Annotated in this window: 12 protein-coding genes, 2 tRNA genes and 1 pseudogene; 7 read left to right on the forward strand and 8 right to left on the reverse strand. The window is 48.1% G+C overall.

Annotation, left to right across the window (positions count from 1 at the left end; all coding sequences use genetic code 11):
- Positions 1–224: 224 nt before the first annotated feature.
- Both manA and GMA8713_RS16880 read right to left on the reverse strand, forming a co-directional pair.
- Entirely contained in the window at positions 225–1,412 is a 1,188-nt protein-coding gene (gene manA, locus GMA8713_RS16875; protein WP_062712466.1) for a mannose-6-phosphate isomerase, class I, read from the reverse strand.
- A 113-nt stretch (positions 1,413–1,525) separates the two neighbouring features.
- Positions 1,526–3,433: a PTS fructose transporter subunit IIABC gene (locus tag GMA8713_RS16880; protein WP_062712469.1), complete on the reverse strand. Its 1,908-nt coding sequence runs from the start codon at positions 3,431–3,433 to the stop codon at positions 1,526–1,528.
- A gap of 677 nt (positions 3,434–4,110) precedes the next feature.
- Here GMA8713_RS16880 and GMA8713_RS16885 point away from each other — a divergent pair.
- Complete coding sequence (locus GMA8713_RS16885; RefSeq protein WP_062712472.1) at positions 4,111–4,956, forward strand: AraC family transcriptional regulator; 846 nt, start codon at positions 4,111–4,113, stop codon at positions 4,954–4,956.
- On the opposite strand, the gene GMA8713_RS16890 is transcribed toward GMA8713_RS16885, so the two are convergent.
- The 3 genes from GMA8713_RS16890 to GMA8713_RS16900 all read right to left on the reverse strand — a co-directional run bounded on the left by GMA8713_RS16890 (position 4,948) and on the right by GMA8713_RS16900 (position 6,470).
- Positions 4,948–5,718 carry a PTS sugar transporter subunit IIA gene (locus GMA8713_RS16890; RefSeq protein WP_062712475.1) on the reverse strand — a complete coding sequence of 257 codons (771 nt, stop codon included), beginning with the start codon at positions 5,716–5,718 and terminating at the stop codon, positions 4,948–4,950. The two genes, GMA8713_RS16885 and GMA8713_RS16890, sit on opposite strands and share 9 nt — an antisense overlap.
- Positions 5,715–6,017, reverse strand: coding sequence for a PTS fructose transporter subunit IIB (locus tag GMA8713_RS16895; protein WP_002541683.1), 303 nt, complete (start codon positions 6,015–6,017; stop codon positions 5,715–5,717). The genes GMA8713_RS16890 and GMA8713_RS16895 overlap by 4 nt, the downstream gene beginning before the upstream one ends.
- Positions 6,018–6,089: 72 nt before the next feature.
- Entirely contained in the window at positions 6,090–6,470 is a 381-nt protein-coding gene (locus GMA8713_RS16900) for a cysteine-rich CWC family protein (protein WP_232314466.1), read from the reverse strand.
- Positions 6,471–6,631: 161 nt separating this feature from the next.
- On the opposite strand from GMA8713_RS16900, the pseudogene GMA8713_RS26890 reads away from it, so the two are divergent.
- Both GMA8713_RS26890 and GMA8713_RS16905 read left to right on the forward strand, forming a co-directional pair.
- Positions 6,632–6,784, forward strand: a pseudogene (locus GMA8713_RS26890) (ABC transporter ATP-binding protein); the annotation flags it as partial.
- Between the two features lie 323 nt (positions 6,785–7,107).
- Complete coding sequence (locus tag GMA8713_RS16905; RefSeq protein WP_062712482.1) at positions 7,108–8,457, forward strand: dicarboxylate/amino acid:cation symporter; 1,350 nt, start codon at positions 7,108–7,110, stop codon at positions 8,455–8,457.
- A 140-nt stretch (positions 8,458–8,597) separates the two neighbouring features.
- Here GMA8713_RS16905 and GMA8713_RS16910 read toward each other — a convergent pair whose 3' ends face one another.
- Positions 8,598–9,905 (reverse strand): bifunctional NUDIX hydrolase/phosphatase PAP2 family protein, encoded by a 1,308-nt coding sequence (locus GMA8713_RS16910; protein WP_084387765.1) that lies wholly within the window; start codon positions 9,903–9,905, stop codon positions 8,598–8,600.
- Between the two features lie 307 nt (positions 9,906–10,212).
- Here GMA8713_RS16910 and GMA8713_RS16915 point away from each other — a divergent pair.
- The 4 genes from GMA8713_RS16915 (at position 10,213) to GMA8713_RS16930 (ending at position 13,357) form a co-directional block, all read left to right on the forward strand.
- Positions 10,213–10,303 (forward strand) — tRNA-Ser (locus GMA8713_RS16915).
- A gap of 43 nt (positions 10,304–10,346) precedes the next feature.
- Positions 10,347–10,423 (forward strand) — tRNA-Asp (locus GMA8713_RS16920).
- A gap of 578 nt (positions 10,424–11,001) precedes the next feature.
- On the forward strand, positions 11,002–11,706 hold the full coding sequence (locus GMA8713_RS16925) for a VC0807 family protein (RefSeq protein WP_062712488.1): 705 nt from the start codon (positions 11,002–11,004) through the stop codon (positions 11,704–11,706).
- A gap of 442 nt (positions 11,707–12,148) precedes the next feature.
- Positions 12,149–13,357: a NupC/NupG family nucleoside CNT transporter gene (locus tag GMA8713_RS16930; protein WP_062712491.1), complete on the forward strand. Its 1,209-nt coding sequence runs from the start codon at positions 12,149–12,151 to the stop codon at positions 13,355–13,357.
- A 30-nt stretch (positions 13,358–13,387) separates the two neighbouring features.
- Here the strand turns inward: GMA8713_RS16930 and GMA8713_RS16935 are convergent, their stop codons facing one another.
- Positions 13,388–14,848 (reverse strand): PAS domain-containing protein, encoded by a 1,461-nt coding sequence (locus GMA8713_RS16935; protein ID WP_062712493.1) that lies wholly within the window; start codon positions 14,846–14,848, stop codon positions 13,388–13,390.
- A 181-nt stretch (positions 14,849–15,029) separates the two neighbouring features.
- A complete protein-coding gene (locus tag GMA8713_RS16940; RefSeq protein ID WP_062712496.1) occupies positions 15,030–16,421 on the reverse strand; it encodes an aldehyde dehydrogenase family protein in 1,392 nt (463 codons plus the stop codon).
- Positions 16,422–16,435 lie beyond the last annotated feature (14 nt).

Raw genomic sequence — 16,435 nt, forward strand, 5'->3', positions numbered from 1 at the left:
CATAGCAAATTAAGCAATTATCTTAGCGCATTTGGCTTTAGCAACACTTTCTCAGATGGTGGAAAAACGTTGTTAAATTGACTGTTACGCATCTCGTTGACGCATATGCAAAAGTTAGAGTCGGGTAGAAACAAAAAGAAGCCCAGCAACTGCCGGGCGATCTTACTTAGGGGGGATTTGGTACTTATCGTACCCAGGTGTGATTCATTTTTATGTTGCTGAGATCAGTTATAGGCGCGGGCAAATAAGCTTTCGCAGCTCGCCTGATAGTCGCCTACATACGCCGGGATAAATACGGATTCGCCCTTACTCAAAGTGACGCTGTCACCATTCGAGTGGGTTAGAGTCAGTGGGGCATCTACAGCAATCAGGATTTCAGCGCTATGAGTGCTCAGCACTTCATTCAAGGTGTTGCGGTAAACACTGAATTTGAAATCCGGTACAGGAATCGGGTAATGCTGCGCATTGCCTTCAACGTGTGGCGCCAGCAGGATGGTTTCTTCTGGCATTGGCAAGCATCGGGTGCAGGAAATCAGTTCCGGTACATCCATGTGTTTTGGAGTCAGACCGGCGCGAAGCACGTTGTCTGAGTTCGCCATGATTTCCAGACCTGTACCTTTGATATACGCATGCGGCGTGCAGGCATCAAGGAACATCGCTTCGCCCGGCTGAAGAGTCAGCGTATTCAGGATCAATGGTGAAAACAGACCGATATCGCCGGGGTACTGCTCAGACAGCGTCAACAGCAGTGCAAACAATTCATCAGTTTGGTTGGCATCTGCATAGGCCAGTAATTTAGATACCACTGCGTCTTTGGCTTCGCCTTCCAGAGAAAGCAGGGCACCGAAGAAATCACACAGACCTTGTTCGCTTTGGTTGTCTTGCAATGCACTTACCAGTGATGCCAACTCTTCAATGTTGAGTTGGTGGAAAAAGCCCAGAATATCGCTGTAGTCTCGAAAGCCATTCATCGCCGTGTAATCAGTCAGCGCGAAAACCAACTCCGGTTTGTGGTTAGGGTCTTTGTAGTTTCTAAAGCTCGCTGACAGGGGAATACCTGCCGCCTCTTCTTTTGCAAAACCGGCTTCCGCCTGCGCTTTGCTTGGGTGAACCTGCACTGACAGCGCTTTTTCAGCACACAGCACTTTGAACAAGTAAGGTAGTTCACCAAATTGTTGGGTAGTGGATGCGCCCAGAATGTTTTCCATGTCTGAGCTGATGAAATCTGACAGCAGGGTTTCTTTGTTATCGACAGCGATGTTTGAACAGCCATTTGGGTGAGCACCCATCCAGATTTCCGCTTGCGGTTTGTTCTCTGGGTTTGGCATATCAAACAGTTCGGTCAGGGAAGTGTGACTGCCCCAGGCATAGTCCTGGATAACGTTTTTCAGAGGAAAAAATTGAGTTGTCATTGTTCTTCTTTAAGCCTTCGAAATCTGGCAAGGAGTCTATCAAATTATGACTGTGTGTAGCTGATTTCACGCAAATAAAACGCTCCCTGTAGAAGGGAGCGTTCTTCATCTGACTATGCCGTTGCTACTTCGTTTTGCGCTTTCGCCTGACGCATTTTCTTCAGGGATACTGCAACCAGCGCGGTTACCACTGCACCCGCTGCCATACACGCCAACGCTAGTACAGGTTTGTTCATTGCACCCAGAAGGGCAACCACTGGACCACCGTGCGCCACGCTGTTGGTGATACCGAAGGAGAAGGCCATTACCGCAGCAACCATTGAGCCGATAACGTTCGCAGGAATCACTGACATTGGGTCTTGGGCTGCGAAAGGAATCGCACCTTCAGAGATACCGACCAGACCCATGGCACCAGAAGCTTTACCCGCTTCGATTTCAGACTGTTCGAAGATGTTGAACTTGCGGCCAATAACCGTAGCCAGCGCCATACCCAGTGGAGCAACAGGGATCGCACACGCCATCGCACCCATGAACTGTGTTTGACCGCTTGCAATCATGCCTACTGAGAACAGGAATGCCACTTTGTTGAATGGACCGCCCATGTCGAAGCCAGCCATACCACCCAGTACAATACCCAGCAGGATTACGTTACCTGTGCTCATGTTGGTCAACATGGTGTTCAGGCCTTCCATCAGTCCCGCGATTGGCGCGCCGATAACGAAGATGAACAGACCAGCAATAAACAGAGAACCTGTGATTGGTGCAATCATGATTGGCACCAATGGCTGGATAAACTTGTGGTAGTTACGGGTAGCTACCCATTTCACGAAGTAACCAACCAGCAAACCTGCAACGATAGCACCGATGAAGCCTGTACCCGCTTCTGCGCCATAGAACGAACCGTTATTGGCAATCCAGCCACCAATCAGGCCAGGAGCCAGACCTGGGCGGTCAGCAATCGCGTAAGCAATGTAACCGGCAAGGATTGGGATCATCAGGGTGAAAGCAACCACACCCACATCCAGCACTTTGTTCCACATGCTGCCAGGAGGGATCGCCATGCCTGCTTCGGTAGGCTGACCACCAATTGCCAGAGCCAGTGCGATCAGAAGACCACCGGTTACTACGAATGGGATCATGTGAGATACGCCATTCATCAGGTAGCGATACAAATCAGAGCGTGCCTGAGAAGCTTTGCTTTCAGATGACTCAGATGCTTTGTCATCAGCAGAAGCAACGTACGCTGGAGCTTCCAGCGCTTGATTGATCAAGCCTTTTGCATCTTTGATTGGCGCTTTGACGCCGGTTTTGATCAGACGTTTGCCAGCAAAACGGGTCATGTCCACTTGCTTGTCACAGGAAACGATAATCGCTTCTGCGCGGGCAATTTCTTCTGCAGTCGGGCTGTTTTTCACGCCGATAGAACCGTTGGTTTCTACCTTCATTTCATAGCCCAGTTCTGCTGCACCTTTCTCCAGAGCTTCTGCGGCCAAATAGGTATGTGCAACACCTGCAGGGCAACCAGTCACACCAATCAGCAAACCTTTATTGGCTTCTGGTGTTTCCAGTTCTTGTTTTTTCTCAAGTAGCAGAGCGAGCGCCTCTTTAGCGCTTTCGGCTTCCATGAAGCTTTCGATAAAGCCATCTTCAATCAGTTTTGAAGACAGTTCAGCCAGCACTTCAATATGGTGGTTTGCGCCGCCGTCTGGCGAAGCAATCATGAAAAAGAGTTTTGAAGGCAGACCATCTTCAGCGCCGTATTCGATGCCTTCGCGGCTGATACCGATAGCAACCGCAGGCTCAATTACCGCAGCACTTTTTGCGTGCGGCAGGGCAACGCCATCTTCGAAGCCAGTGTTACCCAGTTCTTCACGGGCATGAATATCGGCCAGGAACTGTGCTTTGTCGTTGACTCTGCCCTGAGCATGCAGAAGTTCAATCATCTCTGCAAAAACGTCTTCTTTGGACGTTGCTTTCAGGTTCAGGCAAATCAGATCTTCATTGATTAGCGATGTAATCATGATGTCTATCCCTCAAAAGTTTTTGTTTTTAACGGCTCTTACCAATAGACATATTTTCCCGTTTTCGCGCGTACTGTTTGAAGAGGAGAGATAAGGCTTTTACTGGATATTTGTAACATTAAAAGTGAGGTGTGATCTTGTTCTCAGTAAGAGAAGAGTGACTGATTCGTAAAAAAAGACATTAAATAAGTTAATAAACAATGGTATATATTTTTATTGTCGTAGGTTTGGATGAGTTGGTCGTTTGTGGAAATAACTGGCTGCTAGAGATTAGTAACCTAGAGACAGCATCGAGCGGCCTGTTTTTGGTGAGCCTAGTCACGCATTAGATATGTGCTGTAGAGATTCTCTGGCTGACCAAAGTGTGCAGGCGCATAATCGGCGCGTTAACGGGTTCTAGGGGCTGTTGACCTTTGGTGATGATTTTTGCAGCAGTTTGTGGGGATTTTATGCAAGGCAGAGGCTTCGATGTTTAGCTCGCCTACATGAGAAGCCGATAACGCAGCAGAAAGTCCCCACAAACGCTGCCCAAAGGGTTCTGCCCTAAACGTTTTATGCTTTGTTGAGGTGTATTTGCTTAGAGTGACTAGGCGGTACACACCTCGCCGCGCCTAAAACGTTTAGGGCTAGAACAAAATTTCACCACCAAAGGTCAACAGCCCCTAAATACAACAACCATGAGTCAGGTCTTTCAACTACTGCTGGAGAATCTTCTGGCAGAGCGCGAACACTTCAATCGCATCTGGTTTGCCAGTGATCAAGTAACGCCCCCTCAATTCAGTTATCAGGTCAACTTTCCCCGCGTTGAACTGGTGATCAGCGGTGAATATCCCAACCTTTTGGAAAACCCCGACAAGTCGGTCACTGAATCGAAACTATTGGCAGGGGATGCTTTGTATGTGCCGCCAAACAGCTGGAATAAACCCAACTGGGACACAGACTGCTCCGTTCTGAGCCTTCTGTTCGGCAAGCGCCAACTGGGCTTTAGCTTGGTGAGTAAAGCCAAGAACCAACCGGGTTTTTATGACGTGCAAAAGCACAGTCTCCAAACCCGAACCGGCCATGCGATTGACCACATTCTCGCTGCGCTGAATACACTTGCCAAAGAGCCCGTGCAAACGCCGATGGATGGATATCTGCTCCACGCGCTGTTGAGCTATTGCCAGCAGATGCTTATCGCGCCCGCCGCTGGCACCCGTAACCGGGTGGAAGATTTGTATCAGGGGATTTGTATCTACATTCAGGAGAACTTTCACCGCCACATCACGCGTGAGTCGATAGCGCACCGCTTCAATATCACGCCGAATCACCTGTCGCGGCTTTTCCGACAGCAAGGCCATATGCGGATGGCGGATTACATTACCTGGGTGCGGATAGACCGCGCTAAGTTCATGTTGAAACGTTATGACTTTCGGTTGGGGGAAGTGGCAACCCGTTGCGGCTTTCAGGATGTGAATTACTTTTACCGCGTGTTTAAGTCCAAAACTGGCATGACACCGTCTGAATATCGGGGCTCAGACTGACGCATTGGAAAGGGAATGGACGATGATGGTTTCCAGAATATCCGTATCCTGATTATCGGTCAGATAGCGGCAGAAATGTTCTTCTAATAGCAATTGAGAAAAACCTGAAAAGGCGACCACATGCTCGCGAACCGGCGGCGCAGGGAGCATCATTCCTATCACCCGAGTCACATCACCTCGATGAGAGCCCCAATTCAATGGTAAGGATGTGGTCGCTATCATCAGATGCGCCTTGCTGACATTCGGCGAAATGATATGAGGCAGTGCAATGCCATTGCCCATACAGGTCGCTGAAACACTCTCCCGTTTATACAGCGCGTTGAACAAGTCTTCCTGATTGGCAGATTCATTCGTTGATACTCTCAGCGCGAACTCTACCAATAACGCGTGTTTATCCAATGGAGATCTATCAATGCGGTGGATGATGCCCGTGAAGGGTAGGGTGACATGATCTGAAGGCTCAAATGGCGCGCTGTTTTTGCCACCGGAAAGTACGTGAGCATGTTCATCCAGAAAATCGGTGAGCACCATGGAAGCAAGCTCGGCGTCAGATCCTTCAATCAATAACTGGCAGAGATCGCCAGGTTTGATACTCAGGCTCATCATTCGAATAGGATGTTCGACGCTGGCTTGTTTGCGCTGGGAGATATTGCAGAACATGGTGACGGATCGGAAATAGCCCGCCAGCGTTTTCAGACGGTTCAGTCTCCATGCTGCCAAGCCTTCTTCATCAACAAAGAAGGTGATCCTCCGAGTGATCATAACGTCTTGCAGCGCTCCAATACTTTCACGGGATCCGTCAGGACTTCTTCAATGGTCACACAGTGGATTTTACTGCCAGTGAAACGGGCGCGGTCTTCTACTTCAATGTCGGAGGCAATCAATACCACATTCGCGCGGGCGATATCCTGAATGCTGAGTGGGTTCTCAATACCCATCGCGCCCTGGGTTTCCACTGCGATTTGAATACCGATTTGTTGCGCTGCTTTTTTGAGTTCAGCAGCAGCCATATAGGTGTGGGCGATACCTGTAGGGCAGGCAGTGACAGCAACGATTTTCATTTTTCTGGATTGTCTTGTTTGAGTGAAAAAAAGCGGCGTATTTTCAGCTAAGAATTTCAAGCAGTCCGTGATTTAGCCCACGTTGTTGTAGCCTGATGGTTCTGCTTTGCCGTATGGGCAGTGGCGGCAGCCATTGCCACAACAGGTGCCACGGCGTAAATGGTACCAAGCCGAGAATACATAAAGTCCACGTTCGATGGTGTAATCCAGTCCTTCTACTAACTCTTTCTGCTCGCGATAGGGCTTTGCCAGACGAATCAAGTCATTGGTGCTGTATTCCTGATAGAGGGTTTCCAGCTTCTCGTTAATGCGTTTAGCCAGACAGGTTTTACACAGACACGAGAGGTTGTCCTCTGCTGCTGGAGGGAGAATATTGGGATACTGCATGCACCAGCATTGACCAGACTCAGCAGTGCATTCAAGCGCGCTTCCGCACTCAGGACATTGACTCATGCTTACCACGGATTCGAGAAATGAGCGGGAATTGTACCTGAAAGGACGCTTGCGATCCTTCCCCAATACTCTGCGATCTAATTCACTCTTTGAGAACTTATTTTACTGTAAAAAGAAATGATAATAATTTGCATTCAATATTGTTTTGGGAGTGAATCGACATGGCAAGTGAACACGCCTTTCATAATGACCCTTTGTTAAGGGTTCGAGATCTTTGCGTTGACTACATCACGGATGATGGTCATTTCCGTGCGGTGAAATTGGTCAGTTTTGATATTTGTCGAGGTGAAGTCTTCGGCTTGACGGGGGAATCCAGTTGACTATTGATTGCCTTTTTCTCATACAACAAATTTAGTTAACATCCTGTTAACAGAAACTGCATTTACACTCAATTTCAAGACAAAGCCTTCTTTGAATTCAGGATATATCTATTGCCAGTCGTGGACTTTCCTTACATAAGTCTTTCGCTGCGGATTGATTTTTAAGCTAATCAAATCATTTTCTCATTGAGTGAGTGGAATATCTCTCCTTTTGACTATTTATGCGTAATTAGCTTGTGCAGATTTTGCCAGTTGACAGTTAGTTAGACAAAAGAAAGGGTTTTCACGACTGCATAACTAAAATCATGGAGGTAATTATGGTAGACGCTGCATCAAACGGTGATGGCAAGATGAGCCTAACCGCCAAGGTTATTGTCGGCTTGGTAGCCGGTATTATTCTTGGACTCGCTATTAACATTCTGGGCTTAAACCCAGCAGATGGATTTGTTGACATCTACATTACAAACGGTTTGTTCCACGTTGTGGGAAAAATGTTTGTTAACGCGTTGAAAATGATGGTCGTTCCGCTGGTACTTTTCTCGCTAATTTGCGGGGTTTGCGGGATTGGTGACATTAAAACGCTTGGCCGGGTGGGTTCTAAATCCTTTGGTCTTTACATTCTGACTACTGCTGTTGCGATAGCCGTTGCAATCACAATCGCATCAATCAGCGGTATCGGTACTGGCATGCAAATGGCGGCTGATACCGCATTCTCGGGTCGTGAAGCCCCGCCACTTTCTCAAGTACTTATCGACATCATCCCAAACAACCCAGTGAATGCGCTTTCTGAGGGTGAGATGCTGCAAATCATCTTCTTCGCGATCCTGATGGGTGTGTGCATTTTGATGGTGGGTAAAGAAGCGAAGAAAGTGGTTGAGCTGGTGGAAGTGTTGAACGAAATCATGATGAAGATGGTTACGCTCATCATGGAGATCGCTCCTTACGCAGTGTTCTGTTTGATCGCCAAAGCCATGGCTAACCTAGGTTTAGGACTTTTCGTTGAACTGATTGGCTACGTGGTCGTGCTGATTGCTATTCTGTTACTGCACCTCTTTGTGGTTATCCCGACCATTCTGAAAGTCTTCTCTGGCTTGAACATCGTGACCTTTATGAAGAAGGCGCGCAACATGCAGGTATTCGCTTTCAGTACTGCAAGCTCGAACGCGACTATTCCTGTTACGCTGCGTACCGTGACTGAGCGTATGGGTGTGAAGAACTCTGTCGGTTCTTTCACCGTTCCGTTCGGAGCAACTATCAACATGGATGGTACGGCGATCATGCAGGGTGTGGCGACGGTATTTATCGCCAATATCTATGGCATTGACCTGGGTGTTGGTGGCTTCCTGACCGTTATCTTAATGGCTGTGCTGGCTTCCATCGGTACCGCGGGTGTACCAGGTGTTGGTTTAATCATGTTGTCGATGGTATTCGCGCAGGTTGGTCTGCCGCTGGAGGGCATTGGCTTGATTCTGGGTGTTGACCGCTTGTTGGATATGGTGCGTACTGCGGTTAACGTGACTGGTGATGCGGCGGTAAGCTGTATTGTTGCGAAGAGCGAAGGTAAGCTGAATGAGTCAATCTTTAACGACCCGACTGCTGGTGTTGTTACGCATGTGGAAATTGACCACGATGCGGAAAAAGAATTGGCAGATATCGCCAAAGGCTAATAAGTCTGACAGACAAAAGAGCGCCTATAGGCGCTCTTTTTATGTGTAATTACCGGCTGAATGTCAGTTGGTTATTTGCTGAGATTAGGGTCTGTTGATCAATGGTGGTTAAATTTTGCTGCAAAAATCATCACCAAAGGTCAACAGACCCTAGGAACCACCCAAGACAAGAGGGCAGCCAGGACGGCAAAGCCAAGCGTTGTCACTGCGAGGATTTCGATACTCGAGTTAGAGAGTAGTCCAACTCCACCAATGAACAGAGCAACCATAGCGACACTGCTAAGCGACCAGATGAATCCTTTTTTGCCCAAAGGTGTTTCAAAAGTCGGCTCTCGCTTTTTTATCAGCAATAGCATCAAGGAAAAGGCAAGGGAGAATGCCGCGCAGTAAAGGAAAGTTGGTTGGATTTGAGTGGCTGCCAACGGAAGGGCGACAACACCAATAAGTGCCCATAATGCCGGAGACACAATTTTATTATCGCGTTGAGCTAGTGCCTCTGAAACTGCCACAACCAATGTACCTACCACTGCGCCTGCCAGCACATCCGTGACATAGTGAACACCAAGATAGACACGGCTTAAGGCGACCAGTACCGAAGGCACTAGCCAAATTGCCAGATTCCCTTTACCCGCTTGCTTTAGCCATAGATAAACTAACCCCCATACGGTAAAAGCTATTGCGGTATGTCCACTTGGGAATGCAAAGCCTGAAGCACCTGTAAGCTGAAGGTCTGGGAACAGATAAAAAGGTCTGGGAACGGCGAAATGCAACTTCGCGAAGCTGACAATCAAGGTGATGGCGACTGTCGTAAACATCAGTTGAGAAACGCGTTTCACCCCGCCAGACGCCATTGCAATTGGGATAAGCACGAAGAATAACACGCTGCTTCCCATTGCCGAGGACGCTGTAAGCAGTCCACCAAAAATGGAAGGCATTGCCTTGATGGCTTGTTGTAGCGCTTGGTTAAGTGACGCATTCCTGACGTTGAACTCACTACTGAGGTGACTGAAATCGTCAAAATGGGAGGTTTGGCTTGGAGTGGAGGTTTTGATCCATGTTGGGATCGCTTTTATTTGGTCTGGAAATCGCACTTCATTGATGTGGATTGAAGCAGGCTTCATCATCGCGACGTTTCGCACTTCCCGGCCAAAATGTTCAGCATGCCAACTAGCAACCATTGCGTTGCCATCTGCTTGATTGTGAATACTAACGGGGGACAGTGCCCGACAATCAAACAGAACGGCTTTGTCCAGCCTTGCGAATTCTTTTATAACCTCAACAGTTATACCTGTCTCTTCCAATGTTTCCCGAATAGCTGCATCGGCGGGATTATCACTGTCCACAAAGCCACCTGGTATTGAAATACGGTTATTTAGAATGTCCTTGGTGACAAGGACGCGGCCCTGATTGTCGGAGACCAAACAGGCTGCACCTCTTATGGTTTCCATTTGTTCGTTAGCAAATGCGGGTAAGTAAAAGGGCAAAAAAGCAAAGAAAAAAGGTAAGTAGTTTTCTTGTCATCGTCTCGTTCGAATTGTTTTAGTTGTTGGGCATTCTAGCAATCATGGACAGGGAGGGTATGAGAAAGTTTAAAATTCGTTTTGAACGTTAATTTCGCTTTTTTGAGATGTTGTATTTTCTGGCTTGCAGCATGTTTTTGTGGAAGTTTTGGCTGATTTTTAAGCACTCGAATCAAAACTTGAAAAAAGGGGGTTTACAGCTTTCGGAGACCTCGCTAATATTCGCGGCACTTACGGAGAGATGGCTGAGTGGTTGAAAGCACCGGTCTTGAAAACCGGCATACGTTAATAGCGTATCTAGGGTTCAAATCCCTATCTCTCCGCCACATTCTGGAAGTTGGGCTGTAAAGCCGGATTTCATCAAGAATTGGAGCGGTAGTTCAGTTGGTTAGAATACCGGCCTGTCACGCCGGGGGTCGCGGGTTCGAGTCCCGTCCGCTCCGCCAACACAATGAAGCCTCGACAGAAATGTCGGGGCTTTTTTGTATTTGTCAGATTCCAAGAGAGGGGACTCTCACGAGCCATGCGGCTTGAGTCCCGCTGGAGCGCCAGCCCGGCCGTTCCGCCAACACAATGAAGCCTCGACAGAAATGTCGGGGCTTTTTTGTATTTATCAGATTCCAAGAGGGGGACTCTCACGAGCCATACGGCTTGAGTCCCGCTGGAGCGCCAGCCCGGCCGTTCCGCCAACGATTAGAGCCTGATGCGAAAGCGTCAGGCTTTTTTCTTATACGCGCCCCAGAAAGTGCTGAGCACTTTGGGCCGCGTCCGGGAGCCCGGCGCGCTCTAGTCCGTCCGCTCCGCCAACAAAATGAAGTCTCGACAGAAATGTCAGGGCTTTTTTGTATCTCAAAATCCCACTCACTTGACCTTGTTCGGAACTTTTCACATCAAATAGCTGCCTGAAGAATAAGGGGAACGACACATGTCGTTACACAGGATGAGGTATCCAACCTTTACATCTTGCGGTTGTCAGGGAACAATCGACTAAAGCTAGAAATACATAGCCCCAAATTGGAAGATTATGAGTAATACCGAAACTAAAAAGCCGAAAAAGCCGAACGCATTGTTCGAAATTGTCTTTAACGTATTTTTGCCTTCATTCATTTTGATGAAGTTTAGCGGTGAAGAACACCTTGGCACCGTGATGGCGTTGGTTGTGGCGCTGGCTTTCCCGGTAGCATATGGTGGTATGGAACTCATCCGCAGTAAGAAACTGAACTTGATTGCTGCACTGGGCTTTGTCAGTGTGCTGTTGACGGGGGGGATTGGCCTTCTCGAACTGGACACTCAATGGCTGGCGATTAAGGAAGCGTTGATTCCCGGTCTGATTGGTCTGGCGGTACTCTTTTCTACCTTCACGCCTTACCCTATTGTGAAGAAGATGATTTTCAACGACACGCTGCTTAACCTTGAACTTATCAAAGAACGTTTGGCACAAACTAACAATACCGAATCGTTTGAGCGTTGCCTGACAACGTCCAACTATCTGTTTGCCAGCACCTTCGTTTTCTCATCAGCGATGAATTATTTCCTCGCAACCTGGATTGTTACCAGTCCGGCAGGCACTGCGGCATTCAATGAAGAACTGGGCAAGATGACGCTCTATAGCTACCCAATGATTGCGATCCCAAGCATGTTGATGATGCTGGGTATTTTCTACTACGTTTGGCGTCAGGTACGTGCGATGACCAAACTGGAGACTGAACAAATCTTCCATTTGAAGTGAGTTTAGCTCAATGATAAATCGACAAGCCCGGTTTTCTAGCCGGGCTTTCTCTTTGTTAGTTTTTATCCAAAGCAGCCTTTTGTGCTTGTTCGGTAATCAAACCATGAAATTTAACAAAAGTGATCATTGTCACACACGGTTTGGCTTTGCTATATTCTCCGCCCGGTTAAAGCGAGCGCTTTTCGTTAACGAATGGCGTGAATAACCAAGCTTTCAATCGGCTGCAAAATGGAAACTTGCCCCAAGGAACTGGGCCCAGCGTAACTGTGAGCATGAATACCCAAACAAACTACATCCTGTATCTTCAGGTCGTTTGGGTATATGGGCCTTTGATATTCGCCTTTGGGTAAGACAGCAATTGTAGCCTCCTGCCAAGTTGCCTTTCCCTGCGCGCGTTTTATCAAAACCTGCCAAAATCCAGATACTTAAGCAAGGTAACATAATGCAAATCTTCTACAGCTTGGCCGGCGTATTGGCCCTGTTGGCGTGTGCTTACGCACTATCAGACAGTCGTCGTGACATCAATTGGCGAACTGTTCTTGGCGCTTTCTCTCTTCAGGCCGGATTCGCCGCGTTGGTTCTCTATTTCCCCCTTGGTCAATCTCTTCTTGGTTCAATCAGCCACGGCGTTTCAGGATTATTAGCTTTTGCGGACGAAGGTATCGGCTTCGTTTTCGGTGATTTAGCAAGTGGCAATTTCATTTTTGCTATCCGCGTTCTTCCTCTGATCATCTTCCTTTCCGCCATCATTTCTCTTCTCTATTACCTTGGTATCATGCAATGGCTGATCAAAATGATTGGCGGTGCAATTCGACGTTTTCTGGGTACTTCTCAGGTTGAGTCTTTGGCTGCGACCAGCAACATTTTCCTTTCACAGAGTGAGTCTTCACTGGTTATTCGCCCATTCCTGAAGAACATGACCCGTTCAGAGTTGTTTGCCATCATGGTGGGTGGTATGGCTTCTGTCGCTGGCTCTGTTCTAGGTGGTTATGCTGCTCTGGGTATCGAATTGAAGTACCTGATTGCGGCGAGCTTTATGGCTGCTCCGGGTGGCCTCTTGATGGCAAAGATGCTGGTGCCAGAGCGTGAAGTTGCGATTGACCAATCAAACATCGAGCTAGAGAAGAGTACAGATGTTAACGCGATTGATGCATTGGCATCAGGTGCAATGAACGGTGTGAAAGTGGCCGTGGCTGTCGGTACCATGTTGATTGCCTTCGTCAGCGTGATTGCAATGGTAAACGCAGGGTTTGAAATTGTGGGTACTTGGTTTGGATATGATGGCCTCACGCTACAGTTAATCTTCGGTTACCTTTTCTCTCCACTGGCATTTGCAGCGGGTATTCCTTGGAATGAAGCGCTCAGTGCGGGAGCACTGATTGGTCAGAAGACAATTCTTAACGAATTCGTTGCATTCATGGATTTTGTAAACGTAAAAGACGCGCTGACAGAGCACAGCCAAACCATTGTCACCTTTGCTCTGTGTGGTTTTGCCAACATTGGTTCGATTGCGATTAACCTAGGCTCAATCGGTGCTATGGCGCCGGAGCGTAGGCAGGATGTAGCAAAGCTAGGCTTCCGAGCCGTTGTGGCGGCGACTTTAGCTAACTTGATGAGTGCTGCGCTGGCAGGCGTGTTTATTGCGTTATAGCTTGTTCAAGCCAAAGAATGAAGAAGTCCACTACGGTGGGCTTTGTTCCTCGTCTCCGAGATAGTTTTCACGGGTAAGATCATCTCTAGTCCGGCCAACCACCTCAAAGTGCGCAATGTAGAATTTCAAATCTTCGTGCTCATTGTGTTTTGCCTTCATTTTTACGTTCACATGGACCAAATGTCCGGCCTTGTGCCTAAGTTTAAGCGCACCTTCCCAATTGCCACGCTTCAACAGTGACAACCAAATTTTAGTGTGGAGTGGTTTATCTGTGGGGTTTTCTGTGAGTGAGTGTGGTTTTTCACCTATTACATCTTCTGGCTTACAACCGAGCATGTCACGAAACGCTGGATTAATACGAACAACATGGCCTTTAGCGTCAGCAATCAACATCGGGAACGCAATATCGAACGCCTGGGTGGTCTGCTGCCTTTCCTCTTCTCGAGCTTTCTGCTGAGATATATCGCGGATGTAGGAAACGAATAGATAGCCTGTTTTTGTTTTTGAAGAGGAGATAGAAATCTCAACGGGAAACTCCCGGCCACTTTTTCTCATCGCGGGTAATTCTATGCGTCGATCTAGAACTGGGCCTTCTCCAGTTTGAAGTAAGTGTTTCATGCCAGAAATGTGCTTATTCCGTAAGCGTTCGGGAATGATAGTGTCTGACAACCTTAGGCCTAAAATATCTTCTCTTAACCAACCGAATAACCGTTCTGCCATAGGGCTGAATTCTAAAACTGTATCTTGTTCGTCAACAACGATGATTGCATCCAGTGATGCGCTGTAAATTGCCTGACTGCGTTCTTCTAATAGTTGGGTCTGCTGGTAGGAAAACGTATGGTCTCGAAGAGAGGATTGGAGTTTACTGTAGCTACGGTCCATCTTTTTTCGAAGGCGGTTCACTTCATCTACTGTTGCTTCCACTTCGCCTGCATTAAACAAGCTGAATCGCGGCTTTAGTTCTCCTGACTCTTGAATCTGGTGCAGTTTCCGCAAGGGGAGGGTAATGGAGTACAGTAAAAAATAGATAACGACAATGGCGAACAACCCAATACCACTGGTCCCCCAGATAAGCATTTGCCCGACAGGCGAGGCCATGTTGTCACTGTAATGGTTGCGATAACCGACGATCACCGTACCAAGTTTCCCATCGGCATTCTTCACTTCTTGGAAAACCACTGTAACGCCATCTTCCGGAGTCTCCAAGCTCCGGCTATGCGCAATCAGTGTATCCCCCTGATCAATAGTCAGATAGGTCAGATCTTCATGCGCGACGAAGCGATCAGTCATCTCTCTAATGATTGTTTGGTTCTTTTCAAGCAAAGGAATTTCGAAGGTAACAGCAACAAGCCCGGCGAGTTCTTTTGCGCGGTAATTCAGTTCCTCTTTACGCGCATCGCCCAGATAACCGATTGCTATTGTGATAAACGTAAGGATGACGGCTGTAAAGATGAACGCGGTTAAGAGAATCGCCTTGGCTCGGATATTCACGCCGTCCCCTGTGATTTAAAATTGATATTCCTGATTTAACTATAAGACATTTTGCTTGGGCTATCCGATATGGTGGGAATTCAACGAAACTGGGATGTAAAGGAATAGGTGACCCACCCAGTGTTTAACGCCGTCGCTGGTAACAAGAGTGGGTCAGAGGGATAGCTTTCAATAGGCCTTCTTACAAATGCTTACTCTTAAACACGAGCATCTTGTCCCTTGTCATCTCATGCATGGAATATTGAATACCACCAAGACCCACACCAGAAGCGTCGCGGCCGCCAAATGGCATCCAGTCGACACGGAATGCTGTGTGGTCGTTTACCATCACTGCAGTTGCGTTGAGTTGTTGAGTGACATTCAATGCGTCTTCTAAATCGTTGGTAAACACCGCTGCTTGAAAGGCATATGGCAATCCATTTGCACGGTCAATAGCCGTTTGTTTGTCAGCATAAGAGTACACGCATACCACGGGGCCAAAGATTTCCATTTGGGAAACGCGGACGTCATCCGGTGGGTTGAGTAATACGGTTGGCGCGTAGCAACTCTCGGAGATTTTCTTGCCACCACAAAGCAATTCAGCACCGCCTTTTACTGCTTCCTGCACCCACTCGTCAACACGATCGACTTCGTGCGGGAGAATAAGCGGACCGACTTCTATATCCGGATCCAATGGATCACCGACCTTCATTTTTTCTGCTGCCTGGGCAAGTCTTACCGCCAGTTCGCGGCAAAATCCCTGCTGCGCGTACACTCGCTGAACAGATACACAAACTTGTCCTGCATGGTAGAAGCCACCTTTGGCAAGCATAGGTACGACCTCATCAATATTGGCGCTGTCATCAACAATCACAGGGGCGGCACCACCATGTTCCAGTGCACAGCGCGTGCCCGGTGCGAGTTGCGATCGCAGCATCCAGCCCACTTTTGCAGAGCCGATAAATGAAAGAAAGTTAACCCGTGAATCAGAGACCAGTTTGCTGGAAGCGTCGTTGTCGCAAACCAGTGCCTGACACCAACCTTTGGGTAAGCCCGCTTCATGTAGGATCTCAACTAATCTCAGGCAAGATAGGGGGGTGGTAAGCGCGGGTTTTACAATCACAGGACAACCTACTGCCAATGCAGGAATGACCTGATGTACGATTAGGTTGAGTGGGTGATTGAAAGCACTCACAGACGCTACGACACCAATTGGCTCACGAATCGTGAAAGCCATGCGATTTACTGATGCCGTGGTTTGTCCCATCGGGATCTGCTCACCTTTGATTTGCGGAATATGTTCAATGGCCAGCTTTACGCCGTTGATGGCACGCAGCACTTCTACTTTGGAGTCGATGTAGGGCTTACCTCCTTCTTCCGCAGCCATGCGTGTGAGTGACTCTACCTGAGACGACATTATTTCAATCACACGTTCAAGAATCTCAATACGCTGATATGGCGGCATCCATGTGTTTCTGTCGAGAAACAGCGTGTGCGCTGTCGCCAGCGCTGTTTCTACATCGTCGGCTGTCTGCATTGGCAGCGACCGAATCAAACCGCCATCATAGGGGCGATAGACGTTCAGTTCAGACATGATGTTTACACTCT

This window comes from Grimontia marina (assembly GCF_900060185.1).
GTDB lineage: Bacteria > Pseudomonadota > Gammaproteobacteria > Enterobacterales > Vibrionaceae > Enterovibrio > Enterovibrio marinus.